The following is a 20204-nucleotide window of genomic DNA, read 5'->3' as shown; positions in this document are numbered from 1 at the left end:
TACTTGCTGGTCGTTTTTTATAATTTATTTTGCAGCAACTCTCCAAATAACACCGCTAACATCATCTGCTACTAATAAAGCGCCATCTGGTGTTTGTGTAATGCCAACAGGTCTTCCATATACTTCAGCCTTATCGACATCAGCCACGAAACCTGTTAAAAAATCCTCCAGCTTTCCTGTTGGTTTTCCGTCCTTAAATGGAACGAAAGCTACTTTATAACCTGAAATTTCCGAACGATTCCATGAGCCATGCTGACCAATAAATGCACCTCCCTGATATTTTGCCGGAAACTGAGTTGCCTTGTAAAAAGCCAAACCCAAGGAAGCCGTGTGTGCACCAACTGCAACATCTGGTGCTATTGCTTTTTTAACCATTTCTGGATTCTTATCTTTTTGGCGAGGATCTTCATTTTGACCATAGTAGGCGTATGGCCAGCCATAAAACGCTCCAGGTTTTACGCTTGTGATGTAATCTGGCACCAAATTATCGCCCAATCCATCACGCTCATTAACGGCTGTCCAAAGCATATTCGTTGTTGGCGCCCAATCTACTCCAACAGGATTTCTCAAACCGCTAGCATAAATTTTTTCTTCAGTTCCATCCAGATTGATCTCCAAAATGTTCGCTCTTCGCACCTCGTTTTCCATGCCGTTTTCACCTACATTACTTCCAGATCCAACAGTGATATAAATTTTACTTTTAGCAGCATTGGTGATCAAGTTTCTTGTCCAGTGATTGTTATATCCGCCAGCGGGAAGACTTAAAATTTTCCTTCCTGTTGAGGTAATTTTGATGTCTCCAGATTTGTACGGATATTGCCAAAGTCCATCTGTATTGGCTACATAGAACTTATCTCCAATAATTAGCATACCAAAAGGCTGGTTCAACCCACTTAAAAATGTTGTCGTAGTTTCTGGTTTTCCATCTTTATTGGCATCTCTATAAAGTAAAATGGTGTTGGCGCTTTTACCAGGAACTTCCGATTTTGCTTTCCCTGTAACGGTATTCGCAACAGCTTCAACAGTGCTTCGTTCTGAGTTGGAAAGGGCAACCAAAACATCGCCGTTTGGCGCAATATAGGTATTCCGCGGACTTTTAATATCTGATGCAAACTTGGTTACAACAAAACCCGCAGGAGCAATTGGCATTTTGCCTTCTGGCCAGCCAATAACTTTACTGAATTTATCTTTTGAGGCAGTTGTATCTGGAGCTGGCAAATTTAACTCGCCAGTTTCTGTAACCACCTCGGTTTCTTCTCCTTGCTTTTGATCTGATTTGGAATTAGATTGGCAACCAAATAATATGGCTGAGGAAAGTGCAATGGTGTAAAAAAAGTGATTTTTCATGCTGAATATTTTAGATAGGGAATTGATTTTCTGAAAATATAACATTGAAAGCCACAAGATGTTTTTGAATATGCACAACCAATAAAAAAGGAACAAACACTTGGTTAATTCCCTTTTAATTCTAGCTGATTTTTTATTTGGCCGTTTTAACCAAACTTTGATATAATTTTTCTTCAATGCTTTTGGCATTTAATAGGAGTGCAGAGAATTGTGGGTCTGATTTTACGAGTAAAAATTTTCCGTCGGGCAAAACAATGGCCGATGTTCCGCAGGATGTTGCTTCCTTAAATAATAAGCGTTTTAAAAAGCCGGGATCGGTTTCTATTTCTAATCCCTTTGATTTTATCTGACTAAAATTTTCTCCTATTTCTCGATATTGATAAATGGAAACTTTTGGTCTTTTTGCTGCCTTATCGATGATATTCTTCTGAAATGCCCAGCGCACATTATTGATAAATTCTGCATTTTGGTTGCTAAGCTCATTCCAACAAGCATCTTTATTAAAATCGTACTTGATGATAATGGTATCCCTTAAACTCAACCTTTCGTTCTGTTTTAGGAATTGGTGCAGTGAATCTATTTGTAATTCGGTGAGTGTTCCAGCCTCATAACGTTTATCTTCATCTACATAAAGTTTTGGGGTACAGCTATAAAGAAATGCGAATAAGATCAATAGGATGGGCAGTAATATGGGTTTGCGTAACATATAGGGGATTATTTATATTGGATTCTGTAAAATTTATGGGTTTCATCAAGCACTAAATTATTTTGGTCGAACCATTTCATAAAATTGTTCCAATTAGAGCTATTGGCCAATTGCCATTTATTAAATTCAATTTCCTCGTTCATCCCCAATATCCAATAATTATAGGGCTCCAAAAAATCGAGTTCCTGTAGTTTCTTCTGATAATCGAACAACACATTTGGATATTTTTTATCGCCACCATCTTTTAAATAGGTATTTAGAAATGTTGTTCTAATTTCATTTAAACTTTTTAGGTTAATTTCCTTCTGCCCTGCAACAGCCAGAATTGTATTGGCCTCATACATCATTTGAAAAGGCAATTTAAAGTTTTTGGGGTCTTTAAAAGCATCAGCAGACATTGCTATATTTTTTGAAAATGCAATACTTGCACTGTCGCCATTAATTTTGATCTGGCTTTTATAAGTATCAAAAAGAAGTTTGCTCATTTCCCTCGTCCGCTCAGAAGCCCAATCGAGGTTCATAAACAGCTCTCCGTAAATCATTCCCCAGAGCTTTTCATCAGAATCGAGAAATATTTTCGAAACCCTGTAATAATTAGCGGCATAAGTAGGTTCCATTTCAATGCCCTTTTCGTAATATTTTATGGCGTTATTGTAATCATTGGAATTAAGTTTCATGTTTCCGAGTTCGGCATAAATTTTCCCAGAATTTGGAAACTTCTTTAATCCTGCCTCATAGGTTTTCATCGCCTGTTCGGGTTTACCCAAATAATCATAAGCATTACCAAGAGTTTGATATACTTGATCGAAAACATCCTTATGTTTTAAAAGTTTGATGAGGATTTCAGCAGCTTTCTGATGATCCTTTTTGCCAGAATACGCGTAGGCTAATTCATAAGGATAATCGATATTATCTGGATCGAGCTTTTGAGATTCTTCGAGTAATTTAATGGCCTCATCAAATTTGCCTTCCTCATCCTCGAGCTTAAAGGCCGTTTGAGATTTTGATTTTGCCAAAGCCTTATCCTCTGCACTTTGGGCAAAAGATATTTGAAAGGAAAGGATCAGTAGGAGGGAGAATAATTTTGAGATTGTTTTCATTAGCGCCTGATTTAGATGAAATCTCTGATTGGCTTTAAAACCTTTCGAGAAATTTCATCTAAATATAATGGCTTCTAGCGAGCCGTTGAAATAATTTTGAATTTACTTTATCCTTTTAAAATTTTGGTTTTCTCTGCATCGAATTCTTCTTGCGATAAAATTCCTGCATCTAATAATTCCTTAAGATCGATTAGGGCTTGTTTTTTAGCGGCCATGTCGCTTTTTATAGGCTCTGCTGCGGCTTCCCCCGTCGAACTTTTAACCGTTGTCGTTAAGTTCGATGGTCCGAACTTCAATAACAGTTCCGTAATCTCATTAAATCCTTTTATGTTCGAATAATCGATCGCTTTCTGTTCTTTTACGTTTACAATACTTGGATCAGCAGATTTTTCCAATAAAAACTTAACAACATCTTTTTTACCGTTTGCAGCGGCATAATGTAAGGCGGTGTTTCCGCTTTCATCTTGAATATTTACATCAGCTCCTTTATCTAAAAGTAATTTAAGCATGTTTAAATGTCCACTTTTGGCGGCTACATGCAACATACTTTCGCCACCATATTCGTAAGAACTATTAAAGGAAAAACTTGCCGAAATGGATATGTTATTTGCCGTTTCAACCCATTCGAGGTACGAATACATCGAATCATCGTTGTTTGATAAGGGCTTTGCGTAATTTACATTTACACCATTATTTAAAAATAATTCTACAATCTCTTTTTGGTTATTGGCACAGGCGTACCAAATAGGAGAGAGGCCATTTTTAGAGGATACAAATACATCCGCACCCTTGTCGACCAATATTTTAGTGAGCATACGGTTAGCGTCGTAGCAGGCAATGAGCAAGGCCGATTCTCCTTGATGATTAACGTGATTAATGTTGCCGCCTTTATCCAAAACCAAATCTACCATTGGTGTATTCTTCGATTTAACGGCAAAAAGCAATGGCGAATTTCCATCCTTATCGGTGGTATTAATGTTTGCGCCATGATTTAAAAGCATCTGAACAATTTCTTTGTTTCTATAGCTGGTGGCGATAAGTAGAGGCGTTTGTGCCTCATTATTTTCAATATCAACCTCCATTCCTTTTTCAAGCAGCTTTTCTAAAACCTCGATTTGTCCGTTTTGGGCGGTAACATGAAGTAAGCTATTTCCTTTAAAATCATTAATATCTACCTTTGCTCCCTGATCTAAAAGATATAAAGCTGTTTGTTTCTGTTTCTGCAAGCAGGCAAAATAAAATGGTGTTTCGCCTTCATGATCGCCATAATCTAAATCGGCACCTTCATTAATTAGTATTTGTACCAAATCCAGGTAACCACGGTGTGCGGCATAATGTAAGGCCGTTCTCCCTTTTTCATCGGTGTAACCAACTTCAACTTCTTTGTTTGCCAATAAAAGCTCGGCTATTTTGCGCTTGCCGCTTTCGCAGGCAATGATAAATGACATCGACATATTTCTATCCCTTAAGATTGTTTCATTAAAAGTTCTACTGTTTTTATTTTATAATTATCATCTGATGCGAGCATTAAAGCCGTTTTATCCTCATCGTTGCTAATGCCCGCGTCTGCTCCGTTTTCTAGCAAAAGTTTCACTTTTCGATAGGTGTCTTTCGCCTTGTCGTGATCTTCGTTTACGTTGTAAGCACGAACCTTGTGTAACAGCGTATTTCCATGAGAGTCTTGTGCATTTAAATCTATATTTCCCGTTTCCAATATAGCCTGAAGTATTTCTACAGATTTTCCTGCCGCCATATCTAGCGTTGTTCTTTGCTCTCCGTAACGGTTACCGGCTTTATACAAATCTGCTCCATCATTAATCAATTGCTTTATAATAGCCTGATTGGTCTCCATGCTATCAAAATTAATCTCTGTTACGTAGTTAAACAAAACCGTTTGGCCTAAACTATTTACTTCATTTAATTCAGGTGAGGCATATTCGCTAAGTTTTAGATAAGCATCAAGGCTGTGATTCCAAATAATGGCGTAATAAAAAGCATTGTTTCCGTCATGATCTACATGGTTTGGATTTGCGCCGTGCTCCAATAAGATCGTTGCTAAATTTACTTTTCTAAACCTAAGCGCAGAAAGTAGAGCAGTTTCGTTTATCGTATTAGGTTCATCTATTTCAATCCCTTGGCCAATTAAAATATCGGTATATGCTTTAAATAAATCGTAATATGATTCGCTAGACATGCGGTATATACCTTCATCAGATTTTACCAATTGATGTAAAATGTTTTCATCCTCATGATTTCTGAAACTGGCATCACATCCAAAATTGATCAGGGCTTGAATATTTCTTAAATTCGCACTTTTAATAAATGCATAGCTTATTAAGGTGTAGCCCTTTATCTCATCGTTTATATTGGTAAAATGACCTACGAAAACATCGAAGAAATCATTTAGTTCATCATCTATTTTCCTAGAGTTGAAAAATGCATAAAAGAAACTATGATCGAAGCTATCATACTCATAAATATCGGTTTCGATTATTTTATGATGGGCAAAAAGATGCAATATATCGAACTGTTTTTCTTCAATTAAAATTTCATAAAGCATTGCCCTCAGATGGATGTTAAGATCTGAGGGCAATTTTTCTCCATTACCTAACGCAATTAAGGCATTTGAAAAATCCCTTTCTCTTATCGCTTCTTCTAATATCATTGAGCGTTCTTCATTAAAAGTTCTACTGTTTTTATTTTCAGGTTATCGTCTGATGCCAACATTAAAGCCGTTTGGTCTTGATCATTTGTTGCGGAAATATCTGCACCATGCTCAATTAAAAGTTTAACCTTTCTGTACATTTCCTTTGCCTTTTCAGGTTCGTAATTTACATTTTGAGCGCAAACTTTATGTAGAATATTGTTCCCCTTATCATCATTCCTATTCACATCTACTTGTCCAGTTGCTAGAACAGCTTCTAAAACACTAGCAGGTTTCTCGACAATTAAATCTAAGGGCGTAGTTTCTGTTGAATAATAAATACTAGGTTGATAGAGATCTGCACCATCTTCCAATAATTTAATTAAAAAAGCACACTCACTATCAGAATTATACATCATCCTGGTGTATTCGAACAATAAGGTAACCTGATTTTTATTTACAATGTCGAATTGTGGCAATGCAAACGCCCGCATAATATTGTACATTTCCATACTTTGTAGATTTGCTACAGCATAATAAAAAGCCGAGTTCCCAGTTTTATCTACATGGTTTGGATCTGCGCCTTGCTCCAAAAGGAAAGATAAAAGATGAGATTTGTTCCCCTCTACCGCAGCAATTAAAGGCGTTTTTTGAACAATGTTTTCGCCATCTACTTCAACACCCTCATTTATTAAAAGTTCGATGTAGTTTTTTCGAAGCTTATCTAATTCATTATCATTTAAATCGAATCTTTTTTGATTGTTTTTTACTACTAAATGGATGTAATTTTCCTCTGCATTGGTTTTGAAGTTCACATCGCAACCAGCATCAACCAAAATTTTGATCAGTTCTACGGCTGCCAGCTTTTCGAAAAAATATCCCAGCAAGGTTTGGGTAGCAACCTCATCATTTAAATTATCAAATTTGGAGATAAAATTTTTGAAAAATTCCAAACCATTCTCATCGGTTTTCAAATACCTTACCACCGTTTGAAAAACACTTCTGTCGAAATTTTCAAACTCATAAATATCGGTTTCAATGGTTTTATCTTTTATTAAATGAAGAATGATTTCGTACTGCTCGCCCCGAAACAAATTATCTAAAATTTGCGATTTTTGATGGGGTTGAAGTGTTTTGGGGAGTTTCTCTCCCGCTAAAAGTTTTGCTGATGCTTCGGTAAAGTTGCCTGCGTTAAAAAGTTGTTCTAAAGTTTGCTCACTCATAATTGTAATAGTTCGGTTATCGTGCCAACTGTTTAGTGTTAATAACAAACGGAAATGACTAGGAGATGTTTATGGATCAACCAAAAAATATTCATTTAGCGTTAATAAATTAATCTAAACAGCAAAAATATTAGGGGTTGATTTTTGGAGGGAATAATGTTTATAAAAGTATAAAAAAAACCTAAATCGCAATATCTTACTTTTAAAATATCAAATTATCATCTTTCGCAAACCATAAATAACATTAGTGTGTTCCTTAATTCAATCGATTATTTTATCTTTAGGCGATTTTAAACTGGTCGGTTTGCAAACCTAAATCGATCTCATAATTAACCTTATAAAGCAAAAATCAATATAAACATGTCAAATACATCAAAAATTATCTACACCAAAACCGACGAGGCGCCAATGTTGGCTACCTATTCACTTTTACCCATTGTACAAGCTTTTACCGCATCAGCTGGTATTGATGTAGAGACCAGAGATATTTCTTTAGCAGGAAGAATTTTGGCAAACTTTCCTGAGTATTTAAAAGACGATCAAAAAATTGGTGATGCATTAGCCGAACTTGGTGGCTTGGCAACAACCCCGGAAGCTAACATCATCAAATTACCAAATATTTCTGCATCAATTCCGCAATTGGTTGGTGCAATTACCGAATTAAAATCGCAAGGATTTGCACTTCCAAATTACCCTGACAACGCACAGAGTGATGAAGAAAAAGCAATCAAATTAAAATACGCAAAAGTTTTGGGCTCTGCTGTAAACCCTGTTTTGCGTGAGGGGAATTCAGATCGTAGAGCACCAAAAGCAGTTAAGAATTATGCTAAAACCAATCCACATTCTATGGGCAAATGGTCTGCAGATTCGAAAACTAAGGTAGCAAGCATGACTGAGGGCGATTTTTATGGTTCAGAGAAATCGGTAACTGTAACTGAAGCTTCTCAATTTAAAATAGAATTTGTTGGCGCTGATGGCACAGTAAAGGAATTAAAAGGTTTAACACCCTTAAAAGCGGGCGAAGTTATTGATAGTTCGGCTTTGAGTTTATCGGCTTTGAAGACTTTCGTTGCCAAAGAAATTATTGAAGCAAGAGCAGCTAACGTTTTACTATCTGCGCACTTAAAAGCAACGATGATGAAAGTTTCTGATCCACTTATTTTTGGTGCGATTGTAGAAGTTTATTTTGCTGATGTATTTACAAAATACGCCGATTTATTTAAGGAATTGAACGTTGATACCAGCAATGGTTTGGGCGATGTTTATGCAAAAATTGCTGGCAACCCTAAACAAGCAGAAGTTGAAGCTGCATTAGCTGCTACAATAGAAAACGGTCCGGCATTGGCAATGGTAAACTCTGATAAGGGAATTACCAATCTGCATGTTCCGAGTGATGTTATTGTTGATGCTTCGATGCCGGCAATGATTCGTACCTCGGGCCAAATGTGGAATGCAGCTGGTAAACCTGAAGATACCATCGCTCTAATTCCTGATCGTTGTTATGCAGGTGTTTATACTGCAACAATTGATGACTGTAAAGCACACGGCGCTTTCGATGTAACCACAATGGGTTCAGTGCCGAATGTTGGTTTAATGGCACAAAAAGCTGAGGAATATGGCTCTCATGATAAAACTTTCCAAGCTACAGCGAGTGGAACTATTCAGGTTACCGATGCTGATGGTAAGGTTTTCTTCGATCAGAAAGTAGAAAAGGGCGATATCTTCCGCATGTGCCAAACTAAGGATGCACCAATTCAGGATTGGGTTAAATTGGCCGTAAATAGAGCTCGTTTATCAGAAACGCCTGCAGTTTTTTGGTTAGATGAAAACAGAGCCCACGATAGAGAAATCATTGCAAAAGTAAATCAATACTTAAAAGATTACGATACTGCTGGTTTGGATATCCGTATTCTTGCACCAATCGAGGCAACTAAATTTACTTTAGAACGCATTCGTAAAGGCGAAGATACCATCTCAGTAACCGGAAACGTTTTGCGTGATTACTTAACGGATTTATTCCCGATTTTAGAATTAGGAACTTCTGCGAAAATGTTATCTATCGTTCCATTAATGAATGGCGGTGGTTTATTCGAAACTGGTGCTGGTGGTTCTGCTCCAAAACACATTGAACAATTTATAGCAGAGGGTTATTTGCGTTGGGATTCTCTTGGAGAATTCTTAGCGCTTCAGGCTTCCTTAGAGCATTTATCTCAGACTCAAAACAATGCAAAGGCACAAGTTTTAGCTGATGCTCTAGATGAAGCAAATGCTAAATTCTTAGCAACAGATAAATCTCCAGGCAGAAAATTAGGAACAATTGATAATCGTGGTTCACATTTCTATTTAGCTTTATATTGGGCTGAATCTTTGGCTGCACAAACGAAAGATGCTGATTTAAAAGCAAGGTTTACACCGTTGGCCAAGGCATTGCAAGAAAACGAAGCTAAAATTAACGAGGAATTAATTGCTGCTCAAGGTAAGCCACAAGAAATTGGTGGATACTATAATCCTAATGATGATTTAGCAAGCAAGGCAATGCGTCCGAGTGAAACATTGAATGCTACTTTAGCTTCTTTGTAAGTAGATATTTTTTTTAAGTTTAGGAGTCGTAGCGTTATTGCTGCGACTTTTTTTGTTTTGCACTGAACTGATTTCCGGTGCCAATGTTAATCTAATCCTTTTGCTATAGTTTTTCTCCCGCAGATCTCGGAGATTATCGCTGATAAATAGTCAAATAGTCTGCGTCGATAACGTAAATCTGTGAGCTAAAATCAATTCGCTCATTAGAGATATTGCGTAAGTATTAATGATGATTTTGTTGTTAATTATTTAGTTAAAAACCGCATAGTCGATGGATCAACTTTCATTTCAAAGCTTCCATCTTTTTGCTTCATAAACTTAGCAGAAATAATAGCAGTTGCCCTCGGCGAAACCAGCTTATTTGAATAATGGGTGTGAAACACATATTGCAGAGTTCCTTTCTGATCGGTAAAGAAATCTCCATGACCAGTACCATTATAATTGAGTGTTTTTCTACTGATAATTGGATTACGCTCAAACTTTTTCCACGGTCCGAAAGGGGAGTTGGATGTGGCATAGCCTACGGCATAATCTGGGCTGCGAAAATCGTTAGCAGAATAAAATAAATAATATAGATTTTCTTTTTTTAATACGGTTGGTCCCTCGGTTACTGGCCAGCCGGTTTTTTCTGTGTTCTCCCATGGTTGTGACGCCGTAATGCATTCCTTTAAAGTTTCGGGAATAATATCAGAAAAATCAGGTTTCATTTCCGCCACAAAAATCCGATTTCCATTGCCAAGCCTCACATGATATAGATATGTTTTTCCATCTGTATCCACAAAAATAAAGGGGTCGATTTGAAGTCCTTTACCAGGTAAAGATTTAATTTTTTTCTGCGTAAAAGGTCCGAGTGGATTATCGCTTTCGGCTACAGCAATATGTTCGTTTGCGGTATAAGCTATAAAGTATTTTTCGCCTTGCTTAAAAACCTGTGGTGCCCAAAAACCTTTACTACCATAACTTTCTCCTTTGGATAAGGCAAAACCAATGTTCTTTCCAACAGGACCAGTCCATTTCTTTAAATCTGTAGATTGATAAACCTCAAATCCCTTATCACTACTGGTTCCGTAGAGATAATAGGTACCTTTATCCAAAAATATTGTTGGATCGGCTACGTAGATAGTATCGGTATTCTTATAAATCTCAATTGATTTTTTTGCTGAAATATTACTAAAATTTAAAATAAGAATAATGAAGATTAGGAAATGATTTCTCATGATTTAGAGGGAAGTATTTTTGGGGTTTGCGTGAGTTACAGGAGTGGTATGCCTAATTTATAGTCAACCAGCTGTTTTAATTATTTCATGATTATCTAATTCAACTTAATGCATTAAATAAAGGTATATATTATTGATGAACTAGATTATTGTTAACCAAAATCTTAAAATCTTTTATCTGATCGGCATCCTCAAAATAGCGCTTAGGGATTATAATTGCAACAGCAGTATCAAGGTAGAGGTAAAAAGCTGTTGAACTTTCTTTTAGGCTTTTAACTGAATCCCACTCATTTATTCCTTGTGCATTTTTCATCTTATAGGAAATTTTATCATCAGTAAATTGAATTACTCGCTCCCCCAATATTGAGCCCTGCTCATCAGGTAAATTTTTTGTTGATTTCAGATTTCTATTAATTCCTAAGATAATACCAAAAGAACATACAATAATAATTAATAGCGTTATTGTGATGTCGAATCCATCTTTGTTTACAAAAAATAGAATCAGAGTTGTTACGACAATTCCAATTATTATGGTATTTTTTAATTTTGTCTGTTTAAAATGAAACTTATTTAGTTCATAATAATCTTGACGTGTGATATCAATTGTTATTGTCATTTAACTAGAATTTTATGAAATATATGTGAACTTATGAGGGAATAATTTATACAATATAATTTTAAGCTAATCTAAATTATTTACGTGATATTATCTTTTTTAAGGTTTGTAATAATTAATGTTTTTTATTTGTTTCTTGCTAATAGAATTGGGTTTTTCTGCGTGAGGGATAGAAGCGATATCCTTTTATTTTTTAAAATAAAAGATTTAGCGGATAGCCCGACCCTTGCGTAGCTTGGGGCACGCCCAAATGATTTTGTGAATTAACTAACTTGTAAAACAAACCTTATTCCACTCAAATTGTTATCTTCATATAAATTAAAGAAGAGCAATATCATGGCAAATAACGAAAATAAAGGATCGCAGGATAAAATACATACCACTACAGAAAATAGCGAAATCAATAAGGAAAACTTAGCTTACGATGAAGTTAAGGGAAGTTACGAGCTTGATGTAAAAGGAACTGATAAGGATTATGATCATCCTATGGGTTATGAAACAGTGGCCGTAGGAGCAAAGGATGATGATTCTACTTACGATGAGGCTAACCCTTATGTTGGCGATGAATATGCTAATGATGATGAAGTTGCCAATGATAATTTAGAGGAATTGGGCATGCATGTAGATAATGGAGAAAGTGTAAAACTTAGTCCGGAAGATGAAATTCTCGCCCGTACACCAGAAGATAATCGCGATGATTTGGATGAAGAAGGTTATCCAATTAATGACCAGCCCCAAAAGCAGTAAAGTGATCTCCATCGAAAGAATGGTGATCTAATAAAGCGATTATAAATAGAAAAGCAGGATTATACAGGAAGAGTGTAATCCTGCTTTTGTTTAAAACAATATTTTAGAGGGATTTTGAAATTAATTTCTCAATATTTTCTTTCCAAAGATTTCGATTATTAACAACGAATTTTTCAACTTCACCATCTTTCAATACCACTTCTAAGCCATTTGGAACAATGCCCAAGGTTTTATAAAATGCGATCTTTTTTATTTCATTTATCCCTATGGAGAACGCATGATTTTGTATGTTGAAACGATGTGATTTGAATTCTAACCTATCTGGTAATAAGTATAATTTTCCACCAAGGGCTTCTGCGTTTTTGAAATGGTTGGCGCCACCTGAATGAATAATATCGCTTTCATTTGAATTATTTAGTGCTGTTTGCGCTTTTACCCTTTTTGAGTTTACAAAGAAATACATCAATAAACCAAAAAATATTCCTGCTATTGGGGCTGAAATAGCGGCATAGCCAATACCAAAAATGATTGCTTCAAATATTCCAAAGAAAACAGCAAAAAATACGGCTGCAAAGATGGAATTTTTGATCACTGCTTTTTTCTCAGTCGACATGTTTATGGGTTAATATCTAAATTAAATCTTTTACGCAATTCATCGAGCTTTGGATTTTTATTTACCAGATAATCATACTTTTCACGGTTGCCATATAACCTGTTCTCTATCTTGCGTTCAACCTGTTTAAAGGTAATATCAACTGCGAAATTTTGCAGCTGATTGCGAAGAAAGTTCATCAGCTCAACCGATTCCTGCTGTACAAATTGTTCTTGGGTTTTACTTTCTACCGAAATTTCTATGAGTACAGGGCTTAATAGTTTTGGTGCAAAATTATTGAGGATGGTAAAAAGATTAATCTTATCGGTAGTTTTAAGAATTTGGATGTATTGATTCCAAATTTCCAATAGACGATCATAAGTGAAAGTTTCTCTAGCTTCTCCGGTAACCTTTTTCGGGCCAGAATCTTCATCTCCACTGGCTACCCTTTCCAAATCATTTAAGGATGGAATTAGCGTGCTCGCCGAATTTGCCTTTGGAATATTGATGCTAATGGATGTCGCTGATGAAATAGGAGCGAGTCTTGGTGTTTCTTGTGGTTTTTCTGCTAAGGGAGTACTTGTTGGAATAGTTGCCTTTTGAACTTCTGCAGGTATTGGCGATAGGTTTTCGCTCTCACCTTTAGACTTTGGTCTTTCAGCTTCTGAAGCTTTTTCAGCTACGACATTAGTTTTTTTTTTATCCTGATCTTGGTCAGTTGCTGTATTACTTGGGCTTAAAGGCTGTTGGGCTAAATGGACGACCGACCGGACGTGACACATTTTAATTAGGGCCAGCTCTACTTGTAGGCGTTGGTTTTTAGAGTTTTTATAATTTAAATCGCAAGTATTAGCCAAGTTTAGTGCCGTTAGCAAAAACGAAAGCTCGGTTTGTTTACACTGATCTAAATATTTTTGCTTGATGTTTTCGCTAACCTCTAAAAGTTTAATGGTTGCGGCATCTTTACCCACCAATAAATTACGGAAATGACTGGCAAGGCCGTTGATAAAATTATTGCCATCGAAACCATTGTTTAATATCTCATCAAACAAAAGTAGCGTTTGGCTAACTTCTGCATTGGTTAAAAAAGAAGTAAGCTTAAAAAAGTAATCGTAATCTAAAATGTTCAGGTTATCAATTACCGCTTTATAGGTGATGTTCTTGTTCGCATAACTGGCAATCTGATCGAACATCGAAAGCGCATCGCGTAACCCTCCATCTGCCTTTTGCGCTATAATGTGTAAGCCATCAGCTTCAAATGCAATGTTTTCACGTACGGCAATAGCAGCCAAATGGCTAGAGATATCCTCAACCTGAATACGGTTGAAATCAAAAATCTGACAACGCGATAAAATGGTTGGCAAGATCTTGTGTTTCTCTGTTGTAGCTAAAATAAATATGGCATAAGATGGTGGTTCTTCCAGCGTTTTCAGAAAGGCATTAAATGCATTTGCCGAAAGCATGTGAACCTCATCAATAATATAGATCTTGTATTTTCCTGCCTGTGGCGGTATGCGAACCTGCTCAATTAAACTACGAATATCATCCACAGAGTTGTTAGATGCCGCATCTAATTCATGAATATTAAACGAATGACCGGTTTGGAAAGAAACACAATTTTCACATTGTCCGCAAGCTTCCATATCTGCTGTAGGGTTGGTACAGTTAATGGTTTTTGCAAGAATACGTGCACAGGTGGTTTTACCAACTCCCCGCGGGCCACAAAATAAAAATGCTTGGGCAAGTTGATTGTTTTTGATGGCATTTTTTAGCGTACCTGTAATATGCTGCTGACCAACTACGGTTTCGAACGTGGCTGGGCGGTATTTACGGGCAGAAACAATAAAATTTTCCATCGGCACGAAAATAGGGATTTTTTAGGTTTTGTAAGATTGAAAAATGGGAATGTTGAAAAGTTGGTCATTTCTTTTTATCGATCAACAGGATGCACGTCTTACTCGAAAAATATTTTTTCCAATTGTTTTTCATAGCGTCCACCTACCTCAACTCTTGTGATATCCTCTAAAGCAATTAATAATGATGGCCTATCTAAAGATTTTTTTGTTCCAAATTCATAAAGCACAACATGTTCGCTATCCATTTCGTGTATTTGTCCAATAAAGCAAATGTCTTTATCAATATCCTCTATGTGTATAGTGATGTGACCAAACTCATTATGGACCGTTTTTAAAATACTTTCCATATCGGTTAAGTCTATAGAGATTTTTTCTGAAAGGCGCTCAGATCTATCGATGAGCTTAGTCATGCTGAAGTTTTCATTTCCATCCCATCTAATCCTTGTGATGTTATGTCTATATATAATGGAGAGGCCATCGTGAAAACAATCGTCATCAAATTTCTCCAATAGTAGAAACTCCTCATTAAAATCTAAGATATAGCCAAAGTAAGATTCGTTATAGTTATCTGTATAAAGATTGATTAAGGTCTGGTTTGATTTAAGTTGTGATATGTATTTTGTTTGAACATCCATTGATGAGTATGATTAGGGCTTATTTTATTACTTAATTACTGACTTTAATTCGTTCCGGTATTCTGATGCACTTTTACCAGTAAATTCATGAAATATCTTATTAAAGTGGCTAAAGTTATTAAAGCCACTCTCAAACGAAATTGCTGTGATACTGATGTGTTTCTCTGCAAGAAGTTTTGAGGCATGAACCACCCGATATTCATTTACAAATTTGGTGAAAGTCTTTTTGGTGATCTTCTTAAAATATCGGCAAAATGATGGAACGGTCATACTTGCCATTTCAGCAATGTCTTCCAGGCTAATCTGTTCTTGAAAGTGATCCTTAACAAAATTGAATATCATATTAATTCGGTCATTATCTTGAACTTGCATTTCCAATGAGAAGTTTAATGCATTTAAAAGCTTATAGTCGGAGGCTTGTTCCAATTCTCTTAAAACACCTAAAAGGGCTAGTAATTTCTCAAGTGGCCAGGCATTATGCATTTTCTCTAATGTAGCACCGACAAGTTTCATAGTATCCTTGCCAAATGCAATTCCATATTTAGCTTTTTCGAATAAGTTGGCAATTCCTCTGGTTTCTTTAAGGGACAAAAAATCTGTACCCAAAAAGTCGGGTTTCATTTGTATCACAACTTCAGTCTTATTTCCGGTGTTGGTATCTGTAAAACCACAATGTGGGAGATCACTACCAATTAAGATTAGGTCACCATCTGTATAATAAGATACATGGCTGCCAATTTGCCGTTTCCCTGATCCACCATTTACAAAAACCATTTCTATCTCTGGATGATAGTGCCAAAGATGCGCCATATTGTTTTCATTCTGCACATATTTAGAATATGTAAAAGAACTTCCAAATGATGGTTCAACTATTTCAAAACTAGGGCGAAGCGTTTTCATATATTATATACTAATGTAACTAAAAAATGTGCTGAATTGATAATGTTATGACACAACTACTAATTTAGGGTTAATATTGCATATATATAAGCAAATATTGATTCTTTTTTGCTTTAATACGTATAGTAATTTAGCATTATAAAATAATTGCTAACTCTTTAATCTATTTTATCATGAAAAGTATATTCAAAATCGCAGTAATTGCTGCTATATCTTTATCAAGTACAATTGCTCAAGCCAATGATGACGATTTTTCGTTAAAAGCTAAGAGTGAAAAGGAAAAAACAATAAGTTTTGTAATAAATGAAGCCAACGATTTCAGTATGTCTATTTTTGGTGAGAATAATGAAGTATTATTCGAGCAAAAGTTATATGCTGTTGCAAGCTCAACCAAGACTTATGATTTAAATGCCTTGCCAGATGGAACCTACAAAATGAAAGTAGAATCTGGATCAAAACTAGCACAATACGACGTTACAATTTACAATAACATGGCTGTGTTTTCTGCACCTAAAGTAACAGAGCTTCACAGGCCTGTAATTACTTTAACTGATGATGTGATTACCTTAAATTTCGAACAAACTAAGAAAAACCCGATAGCGGTTCAAGTACTTAATGATAGTAATGATGAGCTCTATTCTGAAGTTTTTAAGGATAAATCTAAACTAAACAAGAAATTTAATGTAAGCCGTGCAGATGGTAAGGCGTTAACATTTGTTGTAAAGTATGATAATGACGAAACTTTTGTAAAAACAATCGAAACTCGCTAATTTTTAAAATAACTAAAAAAAAGGAGATGCCTACCCAGGTTATCTCCTTTTTTATGCCATCAACTTTCAGAGATCTACGTTCGTTATTGTGTAGGGTGCCTATTCTTTATTGTTATTGGTTTGTGTTTTTTTAACCATATAAAGGATTACTGAAATTGTGTTTTAAACCCGATTTAACGAAAATACTTTTTGTTGCAATTAACCAATGATAATGTGCTGGCATGGAACAAAAAGATTGTAGTGGGAGCGGGGCTGATGTAACCGATTACCAATAAAACTGCTTTCCAAATCATCCTAGTACTTGTTTAGATTAACTTACTTTTACGGCTGATGGTATAGCATTGCTCTACATAGAAGTTTTTTCTGCTCAATCATTTGATTTTAAGAATAATATTGTTACTTTTGCAACCCCGTAATACACCTCGGGTTTAACAAATTAAAACATAATTTATAACAATGAATCAGTACGAAACTGTTATCGTTCTAACCCCATTGTTATCTGAAGAAGCTGCAAAAGAGGCATTAGCCAAATTTAAAGCAGTTCTTGTTGATAACAATGCCGAAATTATCCAAGAGGATAATTGGGGTTTGAGAAAATTAGCGTATCCAATTGAGAAAAAATCAAACGGATTCTTCAACTTAACTGAATACAAAGCTTCAGGAGATGTGATCGCAAAATTAGAGCTTCAATTAAAACGCGATGAGCGTGTGTTACGTTTCTTAACTATCCGTTTAGACAAACACGCTGTTGCTTACAATGAGAAAAAACGTAGTGGTGCGTTTAACAAAAAAACTAAGGAGGTTGCAGCGTAATGGCAAGAGAACAAATACAATACGTAACCGCCCCTAAAGTAGAGGATAACCGTAAAAAATATTGCCGTTTTAAGAAAAACGGAATTAAATATATCGATTACAAGGATGCAAATTTCTTGTTGAAGTTTATTAACGATCAAGGTAAATTATTACCACGCCGTTTAACTGGTACTTCGTTAAAATTTCAACGTAAAGTGGCTCAAGCAGTTAAGCGTGCTCGTCACATCGGTTTGTTACCTTTCGTTGCAGATCAATTAAAATAGGAGGCTCAGAGATATGGAAATTATTTTAAAACAAGATATTAAAGGCCTTGGTGAGAAAGATGATGTAGTTAATGTGAAAAACGGTTATGGCCGTAACTACTTAATCCCTCAAGGTTTTGGCGCTTTGGCTACTTCTTCTGCTAAAAAAGTTTTAGCTGAAAACTTAAAGCAAGCTGCTTTTAAACAGGATAAAATTAAGAAAGATGCTGAGGGTATCGCTGAACGTTTAACTGATGTTAAACTTTCTATCGGCGCTAAAGCTGGCGAAAGCGGAAAAATCTTTGGAGCTGTTAACACGATCCAAATCGCTGAAGCATTAAAAGCGCAAGGTTTTGATGTAGATCGTCGTCGTATTACTTTCGAAACTGAACCAAAATTTGTTGGCGAGTATGTTGCTAACTTAAACTTACACAAAGAAGTTAAAGTTCAGGTTCCTTTCGAAGTAGTAGCTGAATAAGCAATCTTTTAAAGTCATAAAAAAAGTCCTTTCAGTTTTCTGAAAGGACTTTTTTTGTGATGTAAAATGTAAAAATGTAAGATGGATGATGTGCGGAATTCCATCTTACATCTCACATTGTCCATCAAACCTATCCCTTAGGTGTTGTGGGCCTAATCTCTATCTTACTAGGTAAGGTTCTCGCTGGCATGGCCAATAAATCTACAATCAACTTACCCATATCTTCTGGTTGGATTTTCCAAGCATCGTTCTCTGCATCTGGATTATGATCGTTGAAATGACTTGCAACCGAACCTGGCATTATCGTGCTCACTTTCACGCCGTATTTTCTTAAATCTAACATTACCGATTGTGAAAAACCTGTTAACCCAAACTTACTGGCATTGTAGGCAGAACCACCTGCAAAGAAATTGGTACCTGCTAAACTAGAAATGGTGAAAATAGTTCCCTTGGTTTTCTTAATTTCCGCTACACTTGCCTTGATGCTATAAAAAACCCCTGTTAAATTGGTGTCGATGGTTTGTTGCCACAATTCAACACTCATTTCATCTATTGGTGCAAAGTGACCAACGCCTGCATTTGCTATTAAAACATCAAGCTGTCCCCATTTTTCGATCACCAGGTCTACGGCATCTTGTTGAGATTTGAAATCCTTTACATCGGCCTCGATGGCCAAAATATCTCCATAATTTACCAACGTAGATGCTGCCTCATTTGCACTGGCTATCGTTCTACTGGTAATGGCAACTTTGTAACCATTTTTTAAAAGTGCTTCGGCAATTCCAAAACCTATTCCTTTACTACCTCCCGTAATGAGGGCTACTTTTATGCTCATAATAATTCTTTTAGGTTTAACGATTGAAAACCAAATATGTTTAAATGAAAATAAATCTTGTAAAAGATCGCTTTAAGAAAAATGACAGATCAATTTCTGATTATTGGAAGATTAAGATTTTATTACCTTTGCCCCATGGCCAAAACAAGATCTACCAAAGCAAAAACGAAACGACCATTATTAAAAAAGATTACCAGTATTGCCAGTAAGGTATTCATATATTTTTTGCTGGTTTCTATAATATGGGTTCTAGCCTTGCGGTTTATAAATCCTCCGATTACCTTGTTGATGGTATTACGAAACATTGAGCGCAAAGCTGATGGTAAGCCTTTTAAAACGGAAAAGAAGTGGGTAAAATTTGAGGACATGTCTGACAATATGAAAAGAGCTGCGGTTTCTGCCGAAGATCAACTCTTTTTAAAACATATTGGTTTTGACATGAAAGCCATTGAAAAAGCTTTTGCCAGTAATGCAAAAGGAAAAAAAGTTAAAGGTGGAAGCACGATTTCTCAGCAAACAGCTAAAAATGTTTTCCTATGGCCAGGTAGATCGTGGATAAGAAAAGGTTTCGAGGCCTATTTTACATTGTTAATTGAGTTGTTTTGGAGCAAGGAGCGGATATTGGAAGTTTATCTCAACGTTATCGAAATGGGCGATGGAATTTATGGTGCAGAAGCCGCTGCACAAGAATACTACGGAAAATCGTGTACAAAACTGACTAAAAGACAAGCGGCCTTAATCGCCTCCTGTTTTCCAAATCCAAGAAGATGGACGCCCAAAAATGCGACGCCTTACATCAGGCACCGTCAATACCTTATTTTAAGAAATATGAATAGGTTAGGGCCACTTGATTTTTAAGGTAAGATGTTAAATGGAAGAGGTAAGATGGGTAGCAGTTTGCCA

General features: G+C 36.0%; 20 protein-coding genes. 7 read left to right on the top strand and 13 right to left on the bottom strand.

Features of this window, described 5'->3' with window-relative positions:
• Positions 1–24: 24 nt before the first annotated feature.
• The 6 genes from EZ449_RS07150 to EZ449_RS07125 form a co-directional block, all read right to left on the bottom strand.
• Positions 25–1347 (bottom strand): PQQ-dependent sugar dehydrogenase, encoded by a 1323-nt coding sequence (locus tag EZ449_RS07150; RefSeq protein ID WP_131557273.1) that lies wholly within the window; start codon positions 1345–1347, stop codon positions 25–27.
• A 133-nt stretch (positions 1348–1480) separates the two neighbouring features.
• Positions 1481–2053 carry a hypothetical protein gene (locus tag EZ449_RS07145; protein ID WP_131557272.1) on the bottom strand — a complete coding sequence of 191 codons (573 nt, stop codon included), beginning with the start codon at positions 2051–2053 and terminating at the stop codon, positions 1481–1483.
• An 8-nt stretch (positions 2054–2061) separates the two neighbouring features.
• Positions 2062–3153 (bottom strand): tetratricopeptide repeat protein, encoded by a 1092-nt coding sequence (locus EZ449_RS07140; protein WP_131557271.1) that lies wholly within the window; start codon positions 3151–3153, stop codon positions 2062–2064.
• A 107-nt stretch (positions 3154–3260) separates the two neighbouring features.
• Positions 3261–4601 (bottom strand): ankyrin repeat domain-containing protein, encoded by a 1341-nt coding sequence (locus EZ449_RS07135; protein ID WP_225872248.1) that lies wholly within the window; start codon positions 4599–4601, stop codon positions 3261–3263.
• Between the two features lie 17 nt (positions 4602–4618).
• Positions 4619–5818, bottom strand: a complete 1200-nt coding sequence (locus EZ449_RS07130; protein ID WP_131557269.1) for an ankyrin repeat domain-containing protein — start codon at positions 5816–5818, stop codon at positions 4619–4621.
• Positions 5815–7020, bottom strand: a complete 1206-nt coding sequence (locus EZ449_RS07125; protein WP_131557268.1) for an ankyrin repeat domain-containing protein — start codon at positions 7018–7020, stop codon at positions 5815–5817. Before EZ449_RS07125 ends, EZ449_RS07130 begins: the two co-directional genes overlap by 4 nt.
• Before the next feature lie 360 nt (positions 7021–7380).
• Here EZ449_RS07125 and EZ449_RS07120 point away from each other — a divergent pair, with 360 nt between their 5' ends.
• Positions 7381–9600 carry an NADP-dependent isocitrate dehydrogenase gene (locus EZ449_RS07120; protein WP_131557267.1) on the top strand — a complete coding sequence of 740 codons (2220 nt, stop codon included), beginning with the start codon at positions 7381–7383 and terminating at the stop codon, positions 9598–9600.
• A 245-nt stretch (positions 9601–9845) separates the two neighbouring features.
• Here EZ449_RS07120 and EZ449_RS07115 read toward each other — a convergent pair whose 3' ends face one another.
• Together EZ449_RS07115 and EZ449_RS07110 are read right to left on the bottom strand one after the other, a co-directional pair.
• Complete coding sequence (locus EZ449_RS07115; RefSeq protein WP_131557266.1) at positions 9846–10817, bottom strand: glycoside hydrolase family 43 protein; 972 nt, start codon at positions 10815–10817, stop codon at positions 9846–9848.
• A 130-nt stretch (positions 10818–10947) separates the two neighbouring features.
• The gene (locus tag EZ449_RS07110; protein ID WP_131557265.1) at positions 10948–11433 is read right to left on the bottom strand and encodes a YcxB family protein; all 486 of its coding nucleotides are present in this window, start codon (positions 11431–11433) and stop codon (positions 10948–10950) included.
• Between the two features lie 336 nt (positions 11434–11769).
• Between EZ449_RS07110 and EZ449_RS07105 the strand changes: the two genes are divergently transcribed.
• Positions 11770–12180: a hypothetical protein gene (locus EZ449_RS07105; RefSeq protein ID WP_131557264.1), complete on the top strand. Its 411-nt coding sequence runs from the start codon at positions 11770–11772 to the stop codon at positions 12178–12180.
• A 103-nt stretch (positions 12181–12283) separates the two neighbouring features.
• Here EZ449_RS07105 and EZ449_RS07100 read toward each other — a convergent pair whose 3' ends face one another.
• The 4 genes from EZ449_RS07100 to EZ449_RS07085 form a co-directional block, all read right to left on the bottom strand.
• A complete protein-coding gene (locus EZ449_RS07100) occupies positions 12284–12793 on the bottom strand; it encodes a hypothetical protein (RefSeq protein WP_131557263.1) in 510 nt (169 codons plus the stop codon).
• 2 nt (positions 12794–12795) lie between these two features.
• Positions 12796–14628, bottom strand: a complete 1833-nt coding sequence (locus EZ449_RS07095; protein WP_131557262.1) for a DNA polymerase III subunit gamma/tau — start codon at positions 14626–14628, stop codon at positions 12796–12798.
• Between the two features lie 98 nt (positions 14629–14726).
• Positions 14727–15263 carry a hypothetical protein gene (locus tag EZ449_RS07090; protein ID WP_131557261.1) on the bottom strand — a complete coding sequence of 179 codons (537 nt, stop codon included), beginning with the start codon at positions 15261–15263 and terminating at the stop codon, positions 14727–14729.
• A gap of 27 nt (positions 15264–15290) precedes the next feature.
• Positions 15291–16163, bottom strand: a complete 873-nt coding sequence (locus tag EZ449_RS07085) for an AraC family transcriptional regulator (RefSeq protein ID WP_131557260.1) — start codon at positions 16161–16163, stop codon at positions 15291–15293.
• A 173-nt stretch (positions 16164–16336) separates the two neighbouring features.
• Between EZ449_RS07085 and EZ449_RS07080 the strand changes: the two genes are divergently transcribed.
• The 4 genes from EZ449_RS07080 to rplI all read left to right on the top strand — a co-directional run bounded on the left by EZ449_RS07080 (position 16337) and on the right by rplI (position 18466).
• Positions 16337–16933, top strand: coding sequence for a hypothetical protein (locus EZ449_RS07080; protein ID WP_131557259.1), 597 nt, complete (start codon positions 16337–16339; stop codon positions 16931–16933).
• 456 nt (positions 16934–17389) lie between these two features.
• Positions 17390–17746 carry a 30S ribosomal protein S6 gene (gene rpsF, locus EZ449_RS07075; RefSeq protein ID WP_131557258.1) on the top strand — a complete coding sequence of 119 codons (357 nt, stop codon included), beginning with the start codon at positions 17390–17392 and terminating at the stop codon, positions 17744–17746.
• The gene (gene rpsR / locus EZ449_RS07070) at positions 17746–18009 is read left to right on the top strand and encodes a 30S ribosomal protein S18 (RefSeq protein WP_010599582.1); all 264 of its coding nucleotides are present in this window, start codon (positions 17746–17748) and stop codon (positions 18007–18009) included. The genes rpsF and rpsR overlap by 1 nt, the downstream gene beginning before the upstream one ends.
• Before the next feature lie 13 nt (positions 18010–18022).
• Entirely contained in the window at positions 18023–18466 is a 444-nt protein-coding gene (rplI, locus tag EZ449_RS07065; protein WP_131557257.1) for a 50S ribosomal protein L9, read from the top strand.
• Between the two features lie 130 nt (positions 18467–18596).
• On the opposite strand, the gene EZ449_RS07060 is transcribed toward rplI, so the two are convergent.
• Positions 18597–19301: an SDR family oxidoreductase gene (locus tag EZ449_RS07060; protein ID WP_131557256.1), complete on the bottom strand. Its 705-nt coding sequence runs from the start codon at positions 19299–19301 to the stop codon at positions 18597–18599.
• Between the two features lie 135 nt (positions 19302–19436).
• Between EZ449_RS07060 and mtgA the strand changes: the two genes are divergently transcribed.
• Positions 19437–20159 carry a monofunctional biosynthetic peptidoglycan transglycosylase gene (mtgA, locus tag EZ449_RS07055; RefSeq protein WP_131557255.1) on the top strand — a complete coding sequence of 241 codons (723 nt, stop codon included), beginning with the start codon at positions 19437–19439 and terminating at the stop codon, positions 20157–20159.
• Positions 20160–20204: the final 45 nt, after the last annotated feature.

It is taken from the genome of Pedobacter frigidisoli (genome assembly GCF_004331675.1).
Classification (GTDB): Bacteria; Bacteroidota; Bacteroidia; order Sphingobacteriales; family Sphingobacteriaceae; genus Pedobacter; species Pedobacter frigidisoli.
The sequence above is the reverse complement of the archived record's forward strand: the minus strand, read 5'-3'. Positions and strand labels throughout refer to the sequence as shown.